This is a genomic window from Accumulibacter sp., from assembly GCF_029255125.1.
Taxonomy (GTDB): Bacteria; Pseudomonadota; Gammaproteobacteria; order Burkholderiales; family Rhodocyclaceae; genus Accumulibacter.
Genome location: NZ_JAPUVR010000100.1, coordinates 32,974 through 55,180, shown reverse-complemented (window position 1 = coordinate 55,180; position 22,207 = coordinate 32,974). Strand labels below are relative to the sequence as shown.

Annotated in this window: 20 protein-coding genes; 5 read left to right on the top strand and 15 right to left on the bottom strand. The window is 61.2% G+C overall.

Annotation, left to right across the window (positions count from 1 at the left end):
* Positions 1-62: 62 nt before the first annotated feature.
* The 5 genes from Q1L59_RS08670 to Q1L59_RS08650 are packed head-to-tail and all read right to left on the bottom strand — an operon-like array spanning position 63 to position 5,250.
* Positions 63-2,027 carry a chemotaxis protein CheA gene (locus Q1L59_RS08670; RefSeq protein WP_300330939.1) on the bottom strand — a complete coding sequence of 655 codons (1,965 nt, stop codon included), beginning with the start codon at positions 2,025-2,027 and terminating at the stop codon, positions 63-65.
* 9 nt (positions 2,028-2,036) lie between these two features.
* On the bottom strand, positions 2,037-2,906 hold the full coding sequence (gene cheZ, locus Q1L59_RS08665; protein WP_300330936.1) for a protein phosphatase CheZ: 870 nt from the start codon (positions 2,904-2,906) through the stop codon (positions 2,037-2,039).
* Between the two features lies 1 nt (position 2,907).
* A complete protein-coding gene (cheY, locus tag Q1L59_RS08660; RefSeq protein ID WP_300330933.1) occupies positions 2,908-3,297 on the bottom strand; it encodes a chemotaxis response regulator CheY in 390 nt (129 codons plus the stop codon).
* Between the two features lie 16 nt (positions 3,298-3,313).
* Complete coding sequence (locus Q1L59_RS08655) at positions 3,314-4,252, bottom strand: chemotaxis protein (RefSeq protein WP_300330930.1); 939 nt, start codon at positions 4,250-4,252, stop codon at positions 3,314-3,316.
* 35 nt (positions 4,253-4,287) lie between these two features.
* Entirely contained in the window at positions 4,288-5,250 is a 963-nt protein-coding gene (locus tag Q1L59_RS08650; protein WP_300330927.1) for a chemotaxis protein, read from the bottom strand.
* A 968-nt stretch (positions 5,251-6,218) separates the two neighbouring features.
* Between Q1L59_RS08650 and apbC the strand changes: the two genes are divergently transcribed.
* Complete coding sequence (gene apbC, locus Q1L59_RS08645) at positions 6,219-7,310, top strand: iron-sulfur cluster carrier protein ApbC (protein WP_300330924.1); 1,092 nt, start codon at positions 6,219-6,221, stop codon at positions 7,308-7,310.
* Positions 7,311-7,360: 50 nt separating this feature from the next.
* On the opposite strand, the gene Q1L59_RS08640 is transcribed toward apbC, so the two are convergent.
* The gene (locus Q1L59_RS08640) at positions 7,361-8,488 is read right to left on the bottom strand and encodes an ISAs1 family transposase (RefSeq protein ID WP_300330921.1); all 1,128 of its coding nucleotides are present in this window, start codon (positions 8,486-8,488) and stop codon (positions 7,361-7,363) included.
* A 210-nt stretch (positions 8,489-8,698) separates the two neighbouring features.
* On the opposite strand from Q1L59_RS08640, the gene dcd reads away from it, so the two are divergent.
* Both dcd and Q1L59_RS08630 read left to right on the top strand, forming a co-directional pair.
* The gene (dcd, locus tag Q1L59_RS08635; protein WP_300330918.1) at positions 8,699-9,265 is read left to right on the top strand and encodes a dCTP deaminase; all 567 of its coding nucleotides are present in this window, start codon (positions 8,699-8,701) and stop codon (positions 9,263-9,265) included.
* Positions 9,266-9,324: 59 nt separating this feature from the next.
* Complete coding sequence (locus Q1L59_RS08630) at positions 9,325-11,562, top strand: arginine/lysine/ornithine decarboxylase (RefSeq protein ID WP_300330916.1); 2,238 nt, start codon at positions 9,325-9,327, stop codon at positions 11,560-11,562.
* Positions 11,563-11,630: 68 nt separating this feature from the next.
* On the opposite strand, the gene Q1L59_RS08625 is transcribed toward Q1L59_RS08630, so the two are convergent.
* The gene (locus tag Q1L59_RS08625) at positions 11,631-13,145 is read right to left on the bottom strand and encodes a hemolysin family protein (protein WP_300330913.1); all 1,515 of its coding nucleotides are present in this window, start codon (positions 13,143-13,145) and stop codon (positions 11,631-11,633) included.
* 303 nt (positions 13,146-13,448) lie between these two features.
* On the opposite strand from Q1L59_RS08625, the gene hisG reads away from it, so the two are divergent.
* Together hisG and hisD are read left to right on the top strand one after the other, a co-directional pair.
* The gene (gene hisG / locus Q1L59_RS08620) at positions 13,449-14,093 is read left to right on the top strand and encodes an ATP phosphoribosyltransferase (protein WP_300330911.1); all 645 of its coding nucleotides are present in this window, start codon (positions 13,449-13,451) and stop codon (positions 14,091-14,093) included.
* Positions 14,090-15,442 (top strand): histidinol dehydrogenase, encoded by a 1,353-nt coding sequence (hisD, locus tag Q1L59_RS08615; protein WP_300330908.1) that lies wholly within the window; start codon positions 14,090-14,092, stop codon positions 15,440-15,442. Before hisG ends, hisD begins: the two co-directional genes overlap by 4 nt.
* Before the next feature lie 116 nt (positions 15,443-15,558).
* Here hisD and Q1L59_RS08610 read toward each other — a convergent pair whose 3' ends face one another.
* The 8 genes from Q1L59_RS08610 to dnaX form a co-directional block, all read right to left on the bottom strand.
* Positions 15,559-15,990 (bottom strand): ClpXP protease specificity-enhancing factor, encoded by a 432-nt coding sequence (locus Q1L59_RS08610; protein ID WP_300330906.1) that lies wholly within the window; start codon positions 15,988-15,990, stop codon positions 15,559-15,561.
* Between the two features lie 69 nt (positions 15,991-16,059).
* A complete protein-coding gene (locus tag Q1L59_RS08605) occupies positions 16,060-16,656 on the bottom strand; it encodes a glutathione S-transferase N-terminal domain-containing protein (protein ID WP_300330903.1) in 597 nt (198 codons plus the stop codon).
* Between the two features lie 103 nt (positions 16,657-16,759).
* A complete protein-coding gene (locus Q1L59_RS08600) occupies positions 16,760-17,470 on the bottom strand; it encodes a cytochrome c1 (protein WP_300330901.1) in 711 nt (236 codons plus the stop codon).
* Between the two features lie 12 nt (positions 17,471-17,482).
* Entirely contained in the window at positions 17,483-18,802 is a 1,320-nt protein-coding gene (locus tag Q1L59_RS08595; RefSeq protein WP_300330898.1) for a cytochrome bc complex cytochrome b subunit, read from the bottom strand.
* 3 nt (positions 18,803-18,805) lie between these two features.
* Positions 18,806-19,402, bottom strand: coding sequence for a ubiquinol-cytochrome c reductase iron-sulfur subunit (gene petA, locus Q1L59_RS08590; RefSeq protein WP_300330895.1), 597 nt, complete (start codon positions 19,400-19,402; stop codon positions 18,806-18,808).
* A gap of 109 nt (positions 19,403-19,511) precedes the next feature.
* Positions 19,512-20,114 (bottom strand): recombination mediator RecR, encoded by a 603-nt coding sequence (recR, locus tag Q1L59_RS08585; protein WP_300330892.1) that lies wholly within the window; start codon positions 20,112-20,114, stop codon positions 19,512-19,514.
* Positions 20,114-20,437, bottom strand: a complete 324-nt coding sequence (locus Q1L59_RS08580) for a YbaB/EbfC family nucleoid-associated protein (protein WP_300330889.1) — start codon at positions 20,435-20,437, stop codon at positions 20,114-20,116. Before Q1L59_RS08580 ends, recR begins: the two co-directional genes overlap by 1 nt.
* Positions 20,438-20,457: 20 nt before the next feature.
* On the bottom strand, positions 20,458-22,137 hold the full coding sequence (gene dnaX / locus Q1L59_RS08575; protein WP_300330886.1) for a DNA polymerase III subunit gamma/tau: 1,680 nt from the start codon (positions 22,135-22,137) through the stop codon (positions 20,458-20,460).
* Positions 22,138-22,207: the final 70 nt, after the last annotated feature.

Here is a 22,207-nt window from a genome sequence, read left to right as displayed (position 1 = left end):
CGCGAAAGGCTCGCTCGTTCTCCGGGTCTTAGCCGACAGATGGCGATCGCTTGCTCAGCCGCTCAGGCGAACAACTCCAACGCCCGGACGTGACTGCCACGAGTGTCGCGTTCAGCGTTTGAGGCAAGGTCGGCCAACAACTCCTTCATGTCCAGAATCAGGACGATCTGGCCGTTCGACAGGGTCGTCACGCCAGCCACTCCGCGCGGGCGAAAATCGTCGAGCGCCTTGATCACGGCGTCGTCACGGCCAGCAAAATTGTCGACTGCCAGGATGAAACTGCGTTCGGCGGTCTGCATCAGGACGCCATACTCAGGCTGCTGAACCTGTGGCCAGCCGAGCAGGCGCGACAGGGCGATGACCGGCAGAATCTCCCCACGTACAACAAGTGTTTCTTTGCCGCCCACCTCCTGCATTGCGGCATGGTCGATCGGCAGAATCTCCCTGACCATAGACAAGGGCAGGGCGAACGGCTGCTCGCCGAGAAGAACGAGGAGGACCGGCAGGATCGCCAAGGTGAGCGGCAACGAAATGATGAAGACCGAACCTTTCCCGGGTTCGGAGCGAATTTCGATCGAGCCGTTCAGCTTCTGGATGTTGGTCTTGACAACATCCATCCCGACACCGCGTCCGGACACCGCCGACGCCTGCGACATCGTCGAAAAGCCGGGCAGGAAGATCAGATTGAGGCTCTGGCGGTCATCCAGAGTATTCGCTTCTTCCTCCGAAATGATGTTCTTTTCGATCGCTTTCGCCCGGATACGCTCGGCACTCATGCCACGCCCGTCGTCGGCGACGATCAGAACGATGTGGTCGCCCTCCTGGCGTGCTTCCAGCCGAACGACACTTTTCTCCGGTTTACCCGCCAGCACGCGTTCGTCCGGTGCCTCGACGCCGTGATCGACGGCATTCCGGATGAGGTGTATCAGCGGATCGGCAAGGTCTTCGATCATCGTCTTGTCGACCTCGGTCTCTTCGCCGAGCAACGCGAGTTCGACATCCTTGCCCAACTGCCGCGCCAGATCGCGCGCAATCCGTGGGTACTTCTGGAACAGCCGGCCAATCGGCTGCATGCGGGTCTTCATCACCGAGTTTTGCAGGTCGGAGACCAGCAGGTCGAGTTGACTCACCGCCTGGTCAAGTGCCTGCAAAGTCTCGCTGTCGCTTCGCCCGGCAAGAATGTCGGCGCGCAAGCTGGTCAGCCGGTTCTTGGTCAGACCGATTTCGCCCGACAGGTTGAGCACCTGGTCGAGGCGCGCGGTGTCTACGCGGATCGTTGTCTCGCGATTGGCCGCCCTTTCGTCAGCCCGCCGCCCGGAGACCGCACCGCTCGCGACGGCACCGGGTTTGTCCGTTGCGCGGCGTCCCTCGGGTGGGAAATGCGGCCGCATCTCCCCGCTCTCGACGTTCGGCGCCGGCACTGCCGGCGTTGCTGGCGCGGCGACGGGTGCGCCAGCAGGGCTGACGGCGGTCAGCGAGGTGGCCCGCGATACCTGACTTCCTGAAACAGCCGCATGCAGAGCGTGCCAGTCGGGGCCACCCTGAGCGCCGCCAGCGGGCGGACTGGTGACCAGCGTCTCCGGTTTGGAAGGCCGCGCGGGCGTCTCAGGCGTCTCCGCTGGCTTGCCCGGCGCTTGTCCGTCAAGCACACTGCGTAGAGCAGCAAGGATCTCGGCCTCGGCCGAGCGCGGCTGTACTCCCTGGCCAATCTCGGCAAACATCTGTCGCACGCCCTGCGTCGCCGCCATGATGATATCCATCAGGCTCGGTGTCAGAACCATCTCGGCGTTTCTCAGTTTGTCGAAAAGATTCTCGGTCAGGTGACAGAGCTTCACCAGTTCGACCGCATTGAGGAACCCGGCACCGCCCTTGATGGTGTGAAAACCGCGAAAGATGTCGTTCAGCAGTTGGCGATCGGCAGGGCTGCGCTCAAGTTCGACCAGCTTGTTGTCGACGTCGGACAGCAGATCGCCCGCCTCCTGCAGAAAGTCCCGCAACAGGTCTTCCATCCCGGCAAAGTCACTCATCTTGCTCTCCTAAAAGCCCAGGCTGTCGAGCAAATCATCGACTTGCTGCTGGCTTGCGACGGCATCGCTGCACCCTTCCGCGTTGATCACTGGTCCGTTCAGCAGACCCATTACCGACTCAGTGCGCCGTTCCCCCGGCATCGTCTCGATCAGCACGTCCATGAGTTGTGTTTCGAGCTCCTGCGCAACCGAAATGATCTTCTTGATGACCTGCCCGGTGAGATCCTGAAAATCCTGTGCCATCATGATCTCGAGCAGTTGCGCTTTGGTCGCACCGGTCTTTTCGGGCAAACCGGTCTTCAAGAAACGACGCGTGTCTTCGGCCAACGCCTTGAACTGATCGACCCCGATCCGGTTGGCAAACACGGCATCCCACTCACCGGCGAGTGCCGTCGCGCGCGCGTCAAGCTCTTCCAACAAGGGATTTGCGATATCGGTCGCATTGAGCACGCGGCAGGCGGCCTGCTCGGTCAGATTGGCCACGTACGACAACCTGTCACGCGTATCGGGGATGGCGGCGACCGTGCTTTCGATCAACTCGTGGTAACCGAGCTCGCGCAGCGTGTCATGCAACTGCCTGGCCATCTGACCCACGCGTCGAAACACTTTCCCCTGCCCCTGCCATTCCTCGTCCCCAACCGGCGCCGCTTGCTGATCGGCAAGTCCCTCAGCCGACCCCCGGCCATCGACCAGCGAGTCAAACAAGGCTTGCAGTTCTTCGTTGTCGTCGGCTCCGGCATTCCCCTCATGCAACTGATCCAGTAGCGACGGCTTGCGCGCGGGTGGGCTGGCTACCGCCGGCGCGGCACTTCCATAGGCAATGCTGTCGAACAGATCTTCCAGTTCCTTCGAGTCCCCGGTCACGTTGGCGTCACTCATCTCAGCCACCCATCTTGTCGAAAATCTTCTGCAGCTTCTCGGACAGAGTCGCCGCTGTAAACGGTTTGACGATGTAGCCGCTCGCCCCCGCTTGTGCGGCTGCAATGATGTTCTCCTTCTTCGCCTCTGCGGTAATCATCAGAACCGGCAAGTGCTTGAGCGTCGGCGATCCGCGCACCGCCTGAAGAAGCTGCAGTCCGTCCATGTTGGGCATGTTCCAGTCGGTCACGACAAACTCGAAGGTACCGTTCTGCAGTTTTTGCAGGGCGATCGCCCCATCTTCCGCTTCATCAACGTTGGAGAACCCAAGTTCCTTCAGGAGATTCCTGACGATTCGCCGCATCGTCGAGAAGTCGTCCACGACAAGGATCTTCAATTTTGGATCAGCCATTCCTTACTCCTGTTGTCTAGCGTTCGAGCAATGGACGCAACGTATCGGCAAGAACTTCGGCGTCGAATTTGGCAACGTAGGCATCCACCCCGACGGTCTTGCCCATGGCCCGGTTGGCTTCGGATGAAAGCGACGAATGCATGACCACCGGAACGCCGGAAAAACGCGCATCGCTCTTGAGGTGCTTGGTCAACACGTAACCATCCATCTCAGGCATTTCGGCGTCCACCAGAATCAGGCGGATTTCATCGCGTACGCTCCGCCCGTTCTGGGCCGCATGGGCCGCGATTCCCTGCAGCCGCGCCAAAGCTTCGGCACCATTGGTTGCGTGCTTGTGTTTGACGCCGAGCTTGTCGAGCACTTCGACGATCTTCCGGCGCGCGACGATCGAGTCATCGGCAAAGAAGACGCCAACATCCTCGCCGACGTTCGCTGGTGGAATGTCGATGATGATCGCTTCGCCGAAGGCATTGGCCAGGATCTGCTCGACATCGAGAATCGATACCAGTTTGCCGTCTTCCAGTTCCGTGATGGCGGTGATCAGACCCTGATTGGTCGACAAAACGCTTTCCGGCGCCTTCACCCTTTCCCAGTCGACGCGGATGATCCGATCGACTTCGTGAACCAGGAAACCCAGCGTCCGCTTCGAGTATTCGGCGACCATCATCGTCTTGCCCGAATCGACCGCCTCTCCCCGATGTTCGAGAAACGAGATCAGCGAGAGGACCGGAATCACGTTGCCGCGCAAGGAAATCAATCCCTCGACGCCACGCGGCATGTTCGGCGTCTTGGTGATGTGCGGCGTCCGCCCAACCTCGCGCACCTTGAACACGTTTATCCCGAAGGTCTCGCGCGTACCGAGCGAAAAGAGGAGGATTTCCATCTTGTTCGAGCCGGCCAGCCGGGTTCTCGCGTCTACGCCTTCGAGCAAGCTCTTCCGTTCTACCAGATCCATCGTATCGCTCCCAAAAGGTCTCTTGCCCTGGCGCCTCAGACGACCGGATGTGCCACGTTCAACAAGCGACGGGTCAACGTCTCCGACAGCCGCTGTGGCTCAAACTTGGGCACGTACTCATCAACACCGACCGACTTGCCGAGTTGCTGATTCGACATGCCCGACAAGGACGAGTGCATGATCACCGGCACGTCGGCAAAGCGGGGATCGGACTTGATCTTCTTGGTCAGAATGTACCCGTCCATTTCCGGCATCTCGATATCGGTCAGCACGAGACTGACCAGATCCGCCACCTGCTGACCCGACGATGTCGCATACGCAGCCATTTTTTCCAGCTCATCCCAGGCCTCACGACCGTTGATCGTGGCAACATACTTCACCCCCATCGCCTGCAGCGTCCGCTCGATCTGACGCCGCGCCACCGACGAATCGTCGGCAAAAAACACTGTCAGCTCGGGATGCTCCAGCGGCTTGATGTTCCGATAGACGATTTCGTCATCGTAACTCGTCGTTTCCGAGAGGATTTTCTCGACGTCCATCATCATCACCAGCCGGCCGTCGGCAAGTTCGGTGACTGCCGTCACCAGGCCACCCATTTCGGCCAGAAGCATCGCCGGCGGAACCCGCATCTGGCTCCAGTCAAGGCGCAGAATCGTATCGACCGCTTCGACGAGAAAGCCCTGTGTGTGCCCGGCGTATTCGGTGACGATCATGATTCCCCGCGCCACCTCGCACTCGACGCCGGCGTAGCGGGCAAGATCGACCACTGGCACCAGAACACCACGCAGACTGACCATGCCGACGACCGAGGCTGGCATCTCCGGCGCTGCCGTAATCGGCGGCGTGCGCATCACCTCGCGTACCTTGAACACATTGATCCCGAAGGTCTCGCGCCGCCCGGTGCGGGTATCGGTGCCGAGCGAAAAGAGCAGAATCTCCAGCTTGTTGGTCCCGGCCAGCTTGGTGCGCGCGTCAATATTCTTCAATAATTCGGACATTTTCGTCTTCCTCGGGAGATGGGCCATGGGCCGCCCAGTTCCGTCATGTTAATCCAACCGCCACGGTCGCGTCATGCACGCGGCAAGCCAGCGGACGTGACCAACGTTCATTGCAGACCGCCGTCTGCTCGCTAACTCGGAAGAGACCCCAATCCCGTCGCCTGGCGTAGACCGACGCCGATCCATCGCGCATTCCCTCCTCGGCCTCACGTTGCGTAGTGCGCAATGGGCAGGTACGCGCATGCCTTCTCCATTTCCGGCAGGCGGCCCCGAAACGCCGCTGCGCGCCTTGATCGTCCTTGCCAAGGCACTCTCCGTTGGCGGTCAGCGGCGGCGGCTGGGACCACGGCCGACACGTGTTGTCACCGTTGCAACGGGCACGAACCGACTGCTCATTCCGCCTCGGGACGCGCTTCGGCAGCACAGCAGGTGTGTCGTCGGAGGGGTCGCAGGAGCGCGTCGTCAACTTTTTTTGCAGCGGAGTCCTGGCAAAGACCCGACGAACGGTCCGAACCCCGTCCTTTTGTTTCATGAGCGCGCAGCCCAGCGTTCTGCCCGGGACAATCACCCTGCCCGCACGGGCGGGCACAGCGAAGTAGTCTCCGCTCGCCACGCACCCAGCGACGGAGCCGGCGCCGACGACAGGCAACACGATGCCGCCACGCTTCGTCCACGCTGCCGCTGTCAACTTTGCAAGCACCTCTCGTCGCCTTGTCGTCTATCGCCCCATCAGTTCGTAATCGGCGCCATCGGCCACACCTTTAGGACCATCTGCTGCGCCGGCGGGATGCGCGCACGTTTGCCGACTCCCGAGGAGGCGCCGAGGGCTGCGATTCCTGACCGTCCGTGCAGGCGACCGACAGCTTGCTGGACACCCGGCGCTCGACCGCGAACGGCGTGCGTTTTACCGATCTTTCGGGTAAACTATAGTGGAACACTCGGGTATCTACATTGGGGAGCTTTGACTGATGGCTGTAAGCACTGAATCCGCATTGGCCGCGCTGAAGAAAGTAACCGACCCGAACACCGGGAAGGATTATGTGTCGACCCGCTCGGCGCGGAACCTCAAGGTCGAGGGCGCGGACGTATCGCTCGACATCGAACTGGGCTATCCGGCCAAGAGCCAGTTCGACCACATCCGACGCACGGTGGTGAGCGCACTCAAAGCGATTCCTGGCGTCGACAACGTCAGCGTCGGCGTGACCAGCAAGATCGTTGCGCACACAGTGCAGCGCGGCCTTAAGCCTCTGCCCGGCGTGAAGAACATCATTGCCGTCGCCTCTGGCAAGGGCGGTGTCGGAAAAAGCACCACGGCGGTGAATCTGGCGCTGGCGTTGGCCCAGGAAGGTGCCGTCGTGGGCTTGCTCGACGCCGACATCTACGGTCCATCGCAGCCGCAGATGCTCGGACTTGCCGGACAGAAGCCCGAGTCGCCGGACGGCGCATCGATCGAGCCGCTGCTCGCGCACGGCCTGCAAGCGATGTCGATCGGCTTCATGATCGATGTCGACTCGCCGATGGTCTGGCGCGGACCGATGGTGACGCAGGCGCTCGAGCAGTTGCTCAAGCAGACGAACTGGCACGATGTAGACTACCTGATCGTCGACATGCCGCCGGGTACGGGCGACACGCAGTTGACGCTAGCGCAGAAGGTCCCGGTAACTGGTGCGGTGATCGTCACCACGCCGCAGGACATTGCCTTGATCGACGCCCGCAAGGGGCTCAAGATGTTCGAGAAGGTGGGCATCCCGATCCTCGGCCTGGTCGAGAACATGACGCTGCACATCTGCTCACAATGCGGTCATGAAGAACACATCTTCGGTCAAGGTGGCGGCGAGCAGATTTGTCGGGACTACGGCAGCGAACTGCTCGGCGCCTTGCCGCTCGAGATCGGCATTCGCGAGATGACCGACGCCGGGCAGCCGACGGTGGTCAGCGCACCCGCCTCGCGTGCAGCAGAGATTTACCGGGCGATCGCCCGCCGGTTGGCGATCAAGGTTGCCGAGCGCGCGCGCGACATGAGCGCAAAATTTCCCAACATCATCGTGCAGAACACCTGAGGACGGTGCCGCGAGCACCAGGTGTTCGCGGCAGGGCAATTGCATGAATCTCATGTCAAGCCGAGGAGTTCAGCACGGAAGGTATCGGAGGTTGCTGCGATAAGGCGCTGAACCTTGAGGCCGCCCTTGCGCCGTACAGGTGCAAGGCGCAGCAGGTTCAAGACGAACTGGCGCAACACGGAGAGATTGTGGGCGGCGTGATCGGTGCGGGCGCGCATTTGATCGTCGGAAAAGACGACATCCATGCACCAATGCAGGCTGTTCTCGACGCGCCAGTGCATGCGGATGGCTTCATTGATGCGCTGCGCGTCGGGTGCAAGGCTGGTCACGTAGAGGCGACGTTCAGTGGAGGTTTTTCCCTTGATCGTCCGCTCTGTGGTGACGATGGCGAATGCCTTGAGGTCCGGCCAGCGCTGCGGGGCGTGCAGGCAGTCGAGTTGGTCGAAGACATGGCAGCGGCGGACTTCGAAGCGGCCGTGGTCTTTCTCGACGGCTTCGTGAAACTGATGCGGCGTCTTGCCTGGGGCGGCTTGGAAGGCCTCGAGAAAGTCCTGCATTGATTCAGCCAGCGTGGGCTGATTGTCTTTGATCGGTAGGATATAGTCGGCACCCCGATCGCGAATCGCTTGTGCAATGCTGGGCTGAGTGCCCATGGCATCGATCGTGACGATGCAACCTTCCAGCGCCAAGGTTGCCAACAGCTCGGGAATCGCCGTCTTCTCGTTCGACTTGGCTGCGGTCGCACGCTGCCCCAAGACCAACCCCGCTTGCGCGGCAAACGCGCTGACCAGATGCAACGGCGTGGCATCCACTTTCCCCGATCGCCGGCTCGTCTTCCCATCGATCGCGACGACTTCCCCTTGGGCCAACGACGGCACGACTTGGCCTACCCAGCGCAAGAACGCCGCGCTAAATTCGTCCGGGGCGATCGCTGCGAAGACCCTGCCGAAGGTGTCATGACACGGGATACCCGACCTAAGTTTCAGGTAGTTGCGTAGCCAGTCAACTTTCTCTTTCGCCCACTCCTCGATCGCCACGAACGTGTCCGCGCCAGACAGCACCGCGCACACCGCCATTACGAGCAATTCCACCAGCTCGTGCTCAACCTTTGTTGCTTGTCTTGGATCGCGCACCCCAACCCACACGTCTAGCAGCCGAACCGAATTTTCTGCCTTCATGGCCTACCCCAAAAAGACAGAAAACTACACAAATCATAGGGCTGTGAACAGCCCCCTTTCCTAACTCATTGACGGTAAACCACTATTCCAGAGGGTCAACGACATTGGCATTCATGCAATTGCCCTGGTGTTCGCGGTTAGCTGTTCCTTCTGTTGTCCGGACACCGTAGAATGAGCCCCTGAGCTTTATCGGTGCCCGGGTGACCAGCGATGTCCATCAAGTCGGATAAGTGGATCCGCCGCATGGCGGCAGAGTACGGCATGATCGAACCCTTCGAGCCACGGCAGGTGCGCGAAATAGAGGGCCGCCGTATCGTCTCCTACGGCACTTCGAGCTACGGCTACGACATCCGCTGCTCAGACGAATTCAAGTTGTTTACGAATCTCAACTCGACGATCGTGGACCCCAAGGCCTTCGACCCCAACTCGTTCGTCGAAGTCCGTAACGACTTCTGCATCATTCCGCCAAACTCGTTTGCCCTGGCGCGAACTGTCGAATACTTTCGCATCCCGCGCAAAGTGCTGACCGTTTGCCTGGGCAAGAGTACCTATGCCCGCTGTGGAATCATTGTCAACGTCACGCCGTTCGAGCCCGAATGGGAAGGCCATGTGACGCTCGAGTTCTCGAATACGACGCCCCTGCCGGCGAAGATATACGCTAACGAGGGTATTGCCCAGGTTCTTTTCTTCGAGTCCGATGAGGAGTGTGAAACATCGTACCGGGACCGTGGTGGCAAGTACCAAGGTCAGCTGGGAGTCACCTTACCCAAGATGTAAGCGGCGGGCGGTAGCCACCGTCTCGCTTGCCATCGTTCATCGTCGCGACTGGATTGCTCATGCACTTCAACTTCCCGGTCATCGTCATCGACAAGGACTACCGCTCGGAGAACACCGGCGGTCTCGGCATCCGGGCTCTGGCCAAAGCGATCGAGAAAAAAGGTTTCGAGGTCTTCGGCCTGACCAGCTACGGTGACCTTACCTCCTTTGCCCAGCAGCAAAGCCGCGCCTCGGCGTTCATTCTGTCGATCGACGACGAGGACTTCCGGAACGGCAAAGCGGATGCAACGGTTGCCGGCCTGCGCGCCTTTGTCAAGGAAATACGCTGCAGAAACGAGGACATTCCGATCTTCCTCTACGGCGAGACGAGAACCTCGCGCCACATCCCGAACGACGTGCTGCGCGAGTTGCATGGCTTCATCCACATGTTCGAGGATACGCCGGAGTTCATCGGCCGCTACGTCGTGCGCGAAGCGCGCGCCTATCTCGAAAGTCTCGCGCCACCCTTCTTCCGTGCCCTCACCCACTATGCCGAAGACGGGTCATACTCCTGGCATTGCCCAGGACACTCGGGTGGCGTTGCTTTCCTGAAGAGCCCGGTCGGTCGAATGTTTCATCAGTTTTTTGGCGAGAACATGTTGCGCGCCGATGTCTGCAACGCGGTCGAAGAGCTCGGCCAACTGCTCGATCACACCGGGCCGGTCGCCGCCTCCGAGCGCAATGCAGCACGCATCTTCAACGCCGATCATCTTTTCTTCGTCACTAACGGCACGTCCACGTCCAACAAGATCGTCTGGCACTCGACAGTCGCCCCGGGCGATGTGGTCATCGTCGATCGCAACTGCCACAAGTCCGTCCTTCATTCGATCATCATGACGGGCGCAGTTCCCGTCTTCCTGATGCCGACGCGCAACCATTACGGCATCATCGGACCAATTCCGAAGGACGAGTTCCGTTGGGAGAACATTCAGAAGAAGATCGAGGCGCACCCCTTTGCCCGCGCAGTCAAGGCGAAACCGCGCGTGCTCACGATCACCCAGAGCACTTATGACGGCATCCTGTATAACGTCGAAGAGATCAAGGAAATGCTCGACGGTGCCATCGATACCCTGCATTTCGATGAAGCGTGGTTGCCACACGCCGCTTTCCACGATTTCTACGGCGACTACCACGCCATCGGCGCCGACCGCCGGCGCTGCAAGGATGCGATGATCTTCTCGACGCAATCCACTCACAAGCTGCTAGCCGGCCTGTCGCAAGCCTCGCAAATCCTGGTGCAGGATTCTGAGGGGCGGCGACTTGATCGCGATGTCTTCAATGAGGCCTACCTGATGCACACGTCGACCTCGCCGCAGTACGCGATCATCGCCTCCTGCGACGTGGCGGCGGCGATGATGGAAGCGCCGGCCGGCACGGCGCTGGTCGAGGAGTCGATTGCCGAGGCCCTCAACTTCCGCAGCACGATGCGCAAGGTCGCCGGCGAATGGGGTGCCGATTGGTGGTTCAAGGTGTGGGGTCCGGATGAGGCCCCAAGCGAAGGAATTGAGGACCGCGCCGCCTGGATCCTGAAGCCGGGCGAACGCTGGCATGGCTTCGGCATGCTCGCCGAAGGCTTCAACATGCTCGATCCGATCAAGGCAACGATCATCACCCCCGGTCTGGACGTGGACGGCGAGTTTGCCGAATCCGGCATCCCCGCTGCGATCGTCACCAAATATCTGGCCGAACACGGAATCATCGTCGAGAAATGTGGGCTCTACTCGTTCTTCATCATGTTCACCATCGGCATCACGAAAGGTCGCTGGAATACGATGGTCACCGAGTTGCAGCAGTTCAAGGACGGCTACGACCAGAATCTGCCGCTGTGGAAAGTGATGCCGGAGTTTCTCGCCAAGAACCCGCGTTATGAGGCGTATGGCCTGAAGGATCTGTGCCGACAGATTCATGGCATCTACGCCGCCAACGATGTCGCGCACCTGACCACACGCATGTACCTGTCGGACATGGAACCGGCGATGAAACCAACCGATGCCTTTTCCCGCATGGCGCATCGCGAAATCGACCGCGTGCCGATCGACGACCTCGAGGGGCGCATTACCAGCACGTTGCTCACGCCCTACCCGCCCGGCATTCCACTGCTCATCCCGGGCGAGCGCTTCAATGCGACGATTGTCCGCTATCTACAGTTCGCGCGCGACTTCAACGAACGTTTCCCCGGTTTCGAGACGGATGTGCACGGGCTCGTCAAGGCGATGGTCGCCGGCAAACCAGTCTACTCTGTCGACTGCGTCCGCTAGAACAAACCGGCGTCAGCCTGAGGGGCACAGCCCTCAGGCCGGAGCACGGCGGCGGAAGCTAAGCTCACTCACCGCTGGGGCTCCGCCTGCGGCGCATCGCCCGAGGCTGCGGAATTCCCGGCGGCCGACGGCGCGGCTCCCTCGGCCGACTGTGGCGCAGGTGTCAGCGCTGCTGGATCGGCGGCTGAAGAATTGTCTACCAGGCGAACGACGCCGTCATCGCCGATCGCGGTGTCCTCGAATTTCAACAGCGTGATCCGGTGGTTGTCCATCTCGATCACGGTCAACCGGGCGCCCTCAAGCATCACGGAATCGCCAACACGCGGCACGCTGCCCAGTTTTTTGTAGAAGAGGCCGGCCAGCGTAACGTAGTCGTCGTCTTTCGGGAACGGGAAGTCGAGCAAGGTTTCAAGGTCGGAAACGCGCATCGAGGCGTCGATCTCGTACTGGCTGCCAACGAGTTTCTTGACACGCCGGGCCTGCCGGGTGAACTCATCCTCGTATTCGCCGACGATCTCTTCCAGAATGTCTTCCAGCGTGATGATGCCTTCCGTCCCGCCATACTCGTCGATGACGACCGCCATCTGCTGGCGTGTGCGCTTGAAGTCCTTCAAGAGGTCGCTCAGCAGTTTGCTGTTGGGCACGATGTACGGCGCCTGAGCGAAGTCGCTGACCGGCTTGCGGCTGACGTCCTCGAGCGTCTCGCCGCTGCTTTCAGCCATCACGGTGAGCAGTTCCTTGATCGCGACCACCCCGGTGATCCGGTCCAGGCTCTTGTCGTAAACCGGGAAGCGCGCGTGTGGCATGTCACGGAAGTAGCGCAGCGCGGTAGCCAGCGTCTCTTCCTGCGCCAGCGCCCGAATCTCGGTACGCGGAATCATCGCCTCGCGCACGGTATGTTCGTCCAGCTTGAAGACACCGCGGATCATTTCGGTTTCCTCGCGGGCCAGCGTGCCGTCCTTCTCGCTGGCCGAGAGGATCATGCGAATCTCTTCGACCGACATCGTGAAGTGGCTTTCGCCGTGCCCGCCGCCGAGATCGCGTTGCCCGAAAACCCAGAGCAGTGCATTCGATGACAGCTTCATGACGTAGATCAGTGGCCGGAAAGTCAGATAAAGGATGTTGATGCTCCAGCCGACCGCCATGCTCAGTTGTTCGGCCTTGTGAAAAGCCAGCACCTTCGGCGCGAGTTCGCCGGCAACGACATGCAGGAAGGAGATGACGACGAAAGCGAAGACGTACGACACCGTATGCGCCGCCTTGATCAGCGCTTCGCTATTGCCGAACAGCGAAAACAGCTTGACGAAGCTCGAATCGGTCAGATTACTGATCGTTTCCATGCCAACCGCACCGAGACCGAGCGAGACCAGGGTAATGCCCACCTGCGTCACCGAATAGAAGCGTTCGGGTTCGTTGTGCAACATTTCGACGCGTGCTGCGCGCTTGTCGCCGTCCTCGGCGAGTTGTCGAATCCGGCTGCGCCGGGCTGACGAAATGGCAATCTCCGAACCGACGAAAAACGCGTTGCCGGCGACGAAAACCAGAATTAAAACAAGGTTGAAATACAGTGTGGCTTGTTCCATCGAAAATCCCTCCTTTCCCCTATGCGCAGCCGGCGGTAAACGGTCTGCCGTCCAGGGCCGCCGCATTTCGCCGCATTCCCTCACTCGACGGGTCGTCGAGCACGCTTGTTGCCTTTATTGGCTGAAATGGCCCGGCTGATCTTGCTGCGGCCGAATCATACGCTATTTGTCAGCGGAACCGGCTGCTTTGCATGCACAAAAGCCGCAACGCGGCGGCCAGCCGCTGGCCTCTCCCGCCTGCTGCCCGGCACGAAGCGACGGTCGCTTACGCTAGAATATCGGTTTTCCGTCCGGAACGATGTCGTGAATGGGATCACCATTGCCCTCTCGAAGGGGCGCATCTTCGCCGAAACGCTCCCCCTGCTGGCCAGCGCCGGCATCGTTCCGCACGAGGATCCGGAGACTTCGCGCCGCCTGATCATCCCGACCAACGTTGCTGACGTACGCGTAGTCATCGTCCGGGCGAGCGATGCGCCAACCTACGTCCAATACGGCGCGGCCGATCTCGGCGTCGCCGGCCGCGACATCCTGCTCGAGCACGGCAGCGAAGGCCTTTACCAGCCGATCGATCTGCGCATCGCCTGCTGCCGAATGATGGTCGCCGCATCGCTTGGTTTCGACTACCAGACGGCAGTTCGCCAAGGTGCCCGCCTCAGGGTGGCAAGCAAGTATGTCAATATCGCGCGTGAACATTTTGCCGCCAAAGGCGTCCATGTCGACCTGATCAAGCTCTACGGGTCGATGGAATTGGCGCCGCTTGCCGGCCTTGCCGATGCCATCGTCGACCTGGTGTCGACCGGAAGCACGCTCAAGGCAAACAATCTTGTCGCTGTCGAACATATCATGGATATCTCCTCGCGCCTGATCGTCAACCAGGCGGCGCTGAAGATCAAGCGGGAACGCTTGATGCCGATTCTCGCCGCACTCGCCAGCGTGGTCAAACAATGATCGCAATCAAGCGCTTGACGACCGCCGATGCGGATTTTGCGGCACGTATCGAGACGCTGCTCGCCTTTGAATCGGCTCAGGACGACGCGGTCGAGGCAACGGTTACAGCCATCCTGGCCGACGTCAGGCAACGAGGCGATGCTGCACTGATCGAGTACACCGCCCGCTTCGACCGCATCGCGGTCCACTCGGCAGGTGAACTCGAACTTGCTCCAGACGAGATGCAGCAGGCGCTGGCAAGACTACCCGAGAAGCAGCGGACTGCGCTCACGGCAGCCGCCGAACGGATACGGAGCTACCATCTGCGCCAACCGCTGCAGAGTTGGCACTATGAGGAGGAGGAAGGGCCGCTGCGCGGTACCTTGCTCGGCCAGAAAGTCACCCCGCTCGAACGTGTCGGACTCTATGTGCCGGGCGGTAAGGCGTCATATCCGTCGTCGGTGCTGATGAACGCAATCCCGGCGCGCGTCGCCGGGGTCGAGGAACTCATCATGGTTGTTCCAACACCGGCTGGCGAACGCAATCCGATGGTGCTCGCGGCGGCGGCCCTCGCCGGCGTAGACCGCGTGTTCACGATCGGCGGCGCGCAAGCGGTCGCCGCACTCGCCTACGGCACGCAAACCGTTCCCAAGGTAGACAAGATCGTTGGCCCGGGCAACGCCTACGTCGCCGCGGCCAAACGCCGCGTCTTCGGCATCGTCGGCATTGACATGCTCGCCGGACCGTCGGAGATCCTGATCATTTCTGACGGCCTTGCCAGTCCAGACTGGCTCGCCATGGATCTTTTTTCGCAAGCGGAACACGACGAGCTGGCGCAGCCCATTCTCATTTCGCCGAACGCCGAGCACCTCGACCAAGTCGCTGAGGCACTCGCGCGGCTGCTCCCGAGCATGCCGCGCCGGCAGATCATCCGGTCGGCGCTGGAAAATCGAGGTGCCCTGATTCTCGTTCGCGACCTTGCCGAGGCCTGCCGGATCGCCAACCGGATAGCCCCCGAACATCTTGAGCTCGCCCTCGCCAACGCGGAAGACTGGCTAACCCACATTCGCCATGCTGGGGCGATCTTTCTTGGCCCGTTCACCTCAGAATCACTCGGTGACTACTGCGCCGGCCCCAACCACGTCCTACCCACCTCGGGCAGCGCACGCTTTTCTTCGCCCCTGGGGGTCTACGATTTTCAGAAGCGAAGCAGCCTGATCCGCGTTTCCGGCAGTGGTGCACACGCCCTGGGTGAGATCGCAGCAACGCTTGCCTACGGCGAAGGCCTCGCAGCACACGCCCGCTCGGCTGAGTACCGGCAGCAGCAGGATCAGGATCAGCTCACGTGCGCTTCCGTCGATCAACTGTAGCATCCGGCAGCGGTCGCCTTGGACGCAACAGTGGCGACAGCGCGCGCGCACCAGCCGGGCTCGTGTTCTGTTCGCCAGCGGGACTCGGGTTGCCCTGCTCCGAGTCCGATGGTAGATCACTTGACGCGCTGTAGCCGCGGGCGGCCAGCCGACGGCGATGGCGTCGTCGGGTCGGGTTCCTCGGTCGCCGAGTGGCTCTCGGCGGCAGTCTCCCCAGTAGCTTCTCCAGCCGTCGCAAGCTCCGGCTCGAACGCCATCCCGGCACCGTTTTCGCGCGCGTAGATTGCCGCCACGTTACCGACCGGAATGGCGATCTCGCGCGCCATTCCGCCAAACCTGGCCTGAAAGCTGATCCCGTCGTTGCTCAGGCTGAGGTGAGCCGTCGCTTCATAGCCGATATTGAGGACGATCTGTCCATCTCGAACATGTTCGGGCGGGACGCGCGTGCGCGAATCGACGACCACCGCCAAGTACGGCGTGAAGCCGTTGTCGCAACACCACTGGTGAATGGCCCGAATCAGATAGGGCTTGGTCGACGGCAGTTCCATGGACTCCCCGGAGAAGGGCGACAGGCCGTACCAGGCCGGCGCTGCCGCCAAATGCGACAAGGCTGTGCGCTACTTGCGCATGGCCTTTTCCGACGGCGTGAGCGCGTCGATAAAGCCCTGCCGGCTGAAGATTCGTTCGCCGTACTTCATAAGCGGTGCAGCAGTTCTCGGCAACTCGATACCGTAATGGTCGAGCCGCCAGAGGAGCGGCGCGATGGCCACATCGAGCATCGAAAAGTCCTCGCCCAACATGTGCTTCTGTTTGACAAAGACTGGCGCCATCTCGGTCAGCCGATCACGGATCTGCTGACGCGATCTGTCGGCCGCCTTGCCGTTCTTTTCCAGCGCTTCGATGTACGAAAACACCTCGCGTTCCATCGTAATCAGCAATTGTCGCGCGCGCGCGCGCATGATCGGATCGGCCGGCATCAACTGCGGATGGGGAAAACGCTCGTCGATATACTCATTGATGATGTTCGGTTCATAGAGGATCAGATCGCGCTCGACGAGTACCGGAACGCGCCCGTAGGGGTTGATGATGGCATTGTCTTCCGGTTTGGCAAACAGGTCGACGTCGATCACCTGGAAATCCATCCCCTTCTCATACAGCACGATGCGGCAGCGGTGGCTGAATGGGCAGGTGGTTCCCGAATACAGATTCATCATGATCATTCCCCTCAGAAACGAATCGGCATCGCAACGGCTACGGGAACGTCACTGCCCCCTCGCCGGCGATGCCGCGGCGGGTAATCCGGCGCGCAGGCGCCGCCTACCTTACGTCTTTCCAGTACGCCTTCTTCATTGGATAGGCAACGGCGAACAGCACGACAAGAAAACCGAGAACGCCGAAGCCGAGCTGCTTGCGGAAGGCAGCCCCGGGCTCGGCAACCCAGACCAGAAAGCCAACGAGCTCGGCAACCTGCTTATCGTAGGCAGCCGCCGACAGTGTGCCGGGCACCGCGAGTTCCAGCTTGTGATCCTTGTTGAGGATTCGCTGCCCCTGGCTCTCCCACAATACATGCGGCATCCCCACGTTCTCGAAGACAGTGTTGTTCCAGCCGGTCGGGCGCTTGTCATCGCGATAGAAGGAGCGCAGATAGGTATAGAGCCAGTCGGCGCCGCTACCGGCTTCCGAAGCGCGCGAACGCGCGATCAGCGACAGGTCGGGCGGCGCCGCGCCAAACCACTGTTTCTGCTCCGCCGGGCGAGCGGCAACACGCATCGGTTCGCCGATCTTTTCCGCGGTGAACAGCAGATTATCCTTCACCTGCTGTTCGCTCAGGCCGAGCTCGGTGAGACGGTTGTAACGAGCGTAGCTGAGCCCGTGACAATTCATGCAGTAGTTGATGAAGGTTTTTGCCCCGCTCTGCAATGCAGCCTTGTCGCCTTGCACATCGGGCGCCTTGTCAAGATGCAGCGTGGCACCACTGGCCAAGGCAAGCGCCGGAGCGAGGAGCAACGCCGTAAGTAGCTTTTTCATTTTTGCATTCCTTTACATCGTCACGCGATCGGGTTCCGGCTTGTACTTGTCGATCTTCGACCACCAGGGCATGGTCAGGAAGAAGAGGAAGTAGTAGGCGGTCAGCACCTGCGCTACTGGAGCACTCGGAATCACACCGAAGAACGCGTACGACGGCGGCTGCGTGCCGAGGAAACCGAGCACGAGGAAGGCAATCACGAACAGCGTCAACAAGGTCTTGAAGATCGGGCCGCGGTAACGGATCGACTTCACCGGGCTACGGTCAAGCCAGGGAAGGAAGGCCAGAATGACGACCCCGCCACCCATCAGCACGACGCCCCAGAACTTGGCATCGATCCCGAACAGCGGCCAGACCATCGCCCGGAGGAGCGAATAGTAGGGGGTGAAATACCATACCGGAGCGATGTGCGGCGGCGTCTTCAACGGATCCGCCGGGATGAAGTTGTTGTATTCGAGAAAATAGCCGCCGCCTTCCGGTGCAAAGAAGACGATGATCGAAAAGACCATCAGGAAAACGATCACGCCCACGATGTCCTTCACCGAGTAATACGGGTGGAACGGGATACCGTCGAGTGGCACCCCATGGACATCCTTGCGCTTCTTGATCTCGACACCGTCCGGGTTGTTCGAGCCGACTTCGTGCAGCGCCAGGATGTGGGCAGCAACCAGACCGAGCAGGACGAGCGGTACGGCGATGACATGGAACGAGAAGAAGCGGTTGAGCGTGGCATCGCCGACGACAAAGTCACCGCGAATCCAGATCGACAGCGGCTCACCGATCAGCGGGATGGCGGAGAACAGATTGACGATCACCTGCGCGCCCCAGAACGACATCTGTCCCCAAGGCAGGAGATAGCCCATGAAGGCTTCGGCCATCAGGCAGAGAAAGATCAGCGTGCCGAAGATCCAGATCAGTTCGCGTGGCTGGCGGTACGACCCGTAGAGCATGCCGCGGAACATGTGCAGGTAGACGACGACGAAGAAGGCAGACGCGCCGGTCGAGTGCATGTAGCGGATCAGCCAACCCCAGGGCACGTCGCGCATGATGTATTCGACGCTGGCGAAGGCAACCGGGATGCCATTCTCGTTCAGCGAGGCGTCGGGCTTGTAATGCATGACCAGGAAAATCCCGGTGACGATCTGGATCACCAGCACCAGCATGGCGAGCGAGCCGAAGAAGTACCAGAAGTTGAAGTTCTTCGGCGCGTAGTACTCGGACAGATGGCCGCGCCACATCGAGGTTGCCGGAAAGCGCGCGTCGAACCACTCGAGCAGATTGCCCTGCAGCGATCCGTCCGACTTGTACTTTTCGAAATTGGTGTTCGCCGCCATGGCTCAAGCTCCCTTCTTGTCTTCGCCAATGAGGATTCGCGTTTCCGACAGATACATGTGCGGCGGCACCTCGAGGTTGTCGGGCGCCGGCTTGCTCTTGAAGACGCGGCCGGCAAAATCGAACGTCGAGCCATGACAGGGACAGAGGAAGCCGCCGAGCCAGGCCGCGTCCATACCTTCTTCGGCACCCTTCTTGAACTTGGACGAAGGGGAGCAGCCCAGGTGCGTACAGATACCGACTGCCACCATGATTTCCGGCTTGATCGAACGTGCTTCGTTCGTGCAATAGTCTGGCTGCATCTTCTTTTCGGACTTCGGATCGGCCACTGCATCGGCCAGCTTGGCGAGCGATTCCAGCATTTCTGGGGTCCGTCGGATGATCCAGACCGGTTTGCCACGCCACTCGACGGTCATCATCTGGCCGGGTTCGAGGTTACCGATCTCGACTTCCACCGGCGCCCCGGCTGCCTTGGCCCGCTCGGACGGCAGCATACTGGACAGGAAGGGTACGAGCGCTGCCAGCGCCCCCACCCCGCCGACCGCGGCAGTCGCGACAACCAGCCGCCGCCTACCGCCGTCCACCTTGCTCTCATTGCTCATAGCGCTGATCCCTAGCACGTAATGAAAAGTTGGTACGAACTAAACCGGCGCATTATACTCCAAGGCCAACGCGGTTTGCACTGCAGCATTCCCACCCTTCCCACCCTGGCTAGGTGTCGAGCGCTCGCCGCTCACGTAGAGCCTGAGCCAGCGTCCCCGCGTCGACGTATTCCAGTTCGCCGCCAACCGGCACGCCGCGCGCAATGCGCGTCACCCGCACAGCACGCGCCTTGAGCATCTCGGACAGATAGTGCGCGGTCGCTTCGCCCTCGTTCGTGTAGTTCGTCGCGATGATCACCTCACGCACCACGCCATCGGCACAGCGCGCCAGCAGGCGATCAAGGTGCAGTTCGTTCGGGCCGATCCCGTCGAGCGGAGAAACCCTGCCCATGAGTACGTAGTAGAGGCCCGCGTAGGCATGCGTCTGTTCCATCATGTTCATGTCGACGGGTGTCTCGACGACGCACAAAAGACCCGCGTCACGCCTGGACGACAGGCAGCGGGAACAAACGTCGGTCTCGCTGAAGGTGTTACAGCGCTGGCAATGACGCACTGCGGCAAGCGCTTGCTGGAGCGCGTCGGCCAAGCGGCGGGCGCCGGATCGATCGTTCTGCAGCAGTTGATAGGCCATTCGCTGGGCTGATTTCGGCCCGACGCCAGGCAGGCAGCGCAAAGCCTCGATCAGCGCCTCGAGGCTCGACGGCGTCGTCATTAGAACGGCAGCTTGAACCCCGGCGGCAGGTTCAACCCCGCCGAGAAACCCGCCAAGCGCTCCTGTGACGTTTCCTCGACACGCCGCACGGCGTCGTTGACTGCCGCGGCAATCAGGTCCTCAAGCATCTCCCGGTCGTCCATCACCGTCGGATCGATCGTCACGCGTCGCACGTTGTGCCCGCAGGTCATGACCACCTTGACCATCCCAGCGCCCGATTGGCCCTCGACCTCGGTTCGCGCGAGTTCCTCCTGCGCCTTGCGCATGTTGTCCTGCATCTGCTGCGCCTGCTTCATCAAGCCGGCGATTCCGCCCTTCATCATCCTCTTGTCCTCGCTGTGAACTAAATGGGTTTGATCGATGATTCGATCAAGGTGGCGTCGAAGGTTTCGATGATCGCACGCACGAAGCCGTCCTGTTCGACTGCGGCTATCGCCCGATCCTGACGCTCGCGTCGGTCACGCTCGGCAACCGACGCCGGCGTAGCGCCCGACACTTCGTCGACCTCGACGGCAAGCCGCAACGGTCGCTGGAAATACTCGGCCAGCGCCTGTTGCAGCTTGTCCTGCGCCGGCTTCATCACGAGATGACGGTGGCGCGGTGAAAGACGCAGAACAACCTGAGTCGCCGAAAGATCGCGCAACTCGCAGTGCTGCCCGAGTTCGCGCGCCATTCCACCAACCTTCAAACCGCTGAGGATGGCTGGCCAGTCGCCACCGCTCGCCGGCGGCGCTGCTGCTCGCACGGCCGCCGCGGGTAGCCCGTTTGGCGGTTCGCCAAACGCGCGAGCAGCGCCTGCTGGCGGAGCGCAAAGTGTGCTGCCAGACGGCAGGGCGACGGCCTCGCCGGACGACGGCGACGGAGCGCGCGGCCCGACCGCCGGCGTAGTACGCGTGGCGACTGCCGACCGCGACACCACGCGCAGCGAAGACCCGTCGGAGATCGGTCGAAAAGCGTGCAGGCGCAACAAGGTCATCGTGAAACCGGCAAGTTCGTCGGGCGCCAAGGCGAGATCCCGGCGCCCATGGACGACGATCTGATAGGCGAGCTGGACGAACTCGAGGTCAAATGCAGCCGCCAGGCCGATCAGCCGGGCGCGCTCGGGCATATCGTCAGCCAGCGCGGCGGGCGCGAGCTGCGCGATCTGCAGGCGGGTCAACAGACCAGCCATTTCCTGCAAGGCAGCGTCGAACGAAAGACTGCGTTCGGCCATTTCGTCGGCAATGCGCAGCATGGCAGCAGGATCGCCAGCCAGCAATGCGTCGAGGATCGCGAACAAATGGTCGAGGTCGACCGCGCCAAGCATTGCGCGCACGGCGCCTTCCTCAACCCTTCCCGCCCCGTGGGCAATCGCCTGATCAAGCAGCGACAGCGCATCGCGCATGCTGCCCGCAGCCGAGCGCGCGAGCAAGTTGAGCGCCGGCGCGTCGGTGCTGATCGATTCGGCCGCGAGCACGCGCGCCAAATGGTCGGCAATCAGCGGCTGCGTCATCTGCTTGAGGTTGAACTGCAAACAACGCGACAGGACGGTCACCGGAATTTTTTGCGGGTCGGTCGTCGCCAGGATGAATTTGACGTGCTCGGGCGGCTCTTCAAGCGTCTTCAGCATCGCGTTGAAAGCCGAGGTCGACAGCATGTGCACCTCGTCGATGACGTAGACCTTGAAGCGGCCACGTGTAGGCGCGTAAACGGCGTTCTCCAACAACTGACGCATTTCGTCGACCCGCGTGTTGGTTGCCGCATCGACTTCGAGCAGGTCGACGAAGCGGCCGGAATCAATCTCCCGGCACGCCGCACAGCTGCCACAGGGTACCGCACTGACGCCAGACTCACAATTGAGCGCCTTGGCTAGTATGCGCGCCAGCGTCGTCTTGCCGACTCCGCGTGTACCCGTAAACAGGTACGCATGGTGCAGCCGCTGCGCCGTCAACGCGTGGGTTAGTGCGCGCACCACGTGCTCTTGCCCGACGAGGTCGGCGAACGTCCGCGGGCGCCACTTGCGCGCCAGAACCTGGTAGCTCATTCGGCGATTCTAGCAGATGGCGCACTGGCCCCGAGACCACGTTTGCCGGGGAAACGACTGAAGCAAGCGG

Coding starts and splice junctions, on each gene's coding strand:
- Q1L59_RS08670 (WP_300330939.1), bottom strand. CDS start 2,027: ATGAGTGACTTTGCCGGGATGGAAGACCTGTTGCGGGACTTTCTGCAG.
- cheZ (WP_300330936.1), bottom strand. CDS start 2,906: ATGAGTGACGCCAACGTGACCGGGGACTCGAAGGAACTGGAAGATCTG.
- cheY (WP_300330933.1), bottom strand. CDS start 3,297: ATGGCTGATCCAAAATTGAAGATCCTTGTCGTGGACGACTTCTCGACG.
- Q1L59_RS08655 (WP_300330930.1), bottom strand. CDS start 4,252: ATGGATCTGGTAGAACGGAAGAGCTTGCTCGAAGGCGTAGACGCGAGA.
- Q1L59_RS08650 (WP_300330927.1), bottom strand. CDS start 5,250: ATGTCCGAATTATTGAAGAATATTGACGCGCGCACCAAGCTGGCCGGG.
- apbC (WP_300330924.1), top strand. CDS start 6,219: ATGGCTGTAAGCACTGAATCCGCATTGGCCGCGCTGAAGAAAGTAACC.
- Q1L59_RS08640 (WP_300330921.1), bottom strand. CDS start 8,488: ATGAAGGCAGAAAATTCGGTTCGGCTGCTAGACGTGTGGGTTGGGGTG.
- dcd (WP_300330918.1), top strand. CDS start 8,699: ATGTCCATCAAGTCGGATAAGTGGATCCGCCGCATGGCGGCAGAGTAC.
- Q1L59_RS08630 (WP_300330916.1), top strand. CDS start 9,325: ATGCACTTCAACTTCCCGGTCATCGTCATCGACAAGGACTACCGCTCG.
- Q1L59_RS08625 (WP_300330913.1), bottom strand. CDS start 13,145: ATGGAACAAGCCACACTGTATTTCAACCTTGTTTTAATTCTGGTTTTC.
- hisD (WP_300330908.1), top strand. CDS start 14,090: ATGATCGCAATCAAGCGCTTGACGACCGCCGATGCGGATTTTGCGGCA.
- Q1L59_RS08610 (WP_300330906.1), bottom strand. CDS start 15,990: ATGGAACTGCCGTCGACCAAGCCCTATCTGATTCGGGCCATTCACCAG.
- Q1L59_RS08605 (WP_300330903.1), bottom strand. CDS start 16,656: ATGATGAATCTGTATTCGGGAACCACCTGCCCATTCAGCCACCGCTGC.
- Q1L59_RS08600 (WP_300330901.1), bottom strand. CDS start 17,470: ATGAAAAAGCTACTTACGGCGTTGCTCCTCGCTCCGGCGCTTGCCTTG.
- Q1L59_RS08595 (WP_300330898.1), bottom strand. CDS start 18,802: ATGGCGGCGAACACCAATTTCGAAAAGTACAAGTCGGACGGATCGCTG.
- petA (WP_300330895.1), bottom strand. CDS start 19,402: ATGAGCAATGAGAGCAAGGTGGACGGCGGTAGGCGGCGGCTGGTTGTC.
- recR (WP_300330892.1), bottom strand. CDS start 20,114: ATGACGACGCCGTCGAGCCTCGAGGCGCTGATCGAGGCTTTGCGCTGC.
- Q1L59_RS08580 (WP_300330889.1), bottom strand. CDS start 20,437: ATGATGAAGGGCGGAATCGCCGGCTTGATGAAGCAGGCGCAGCAGATG.
- dnaX (WP_300330886.1), bottom strand. CDS start 22,137: ATGAGCTACCAGGTTCTGGCGCGCAAGTGGCGCCCGCGGACGTTCGCC.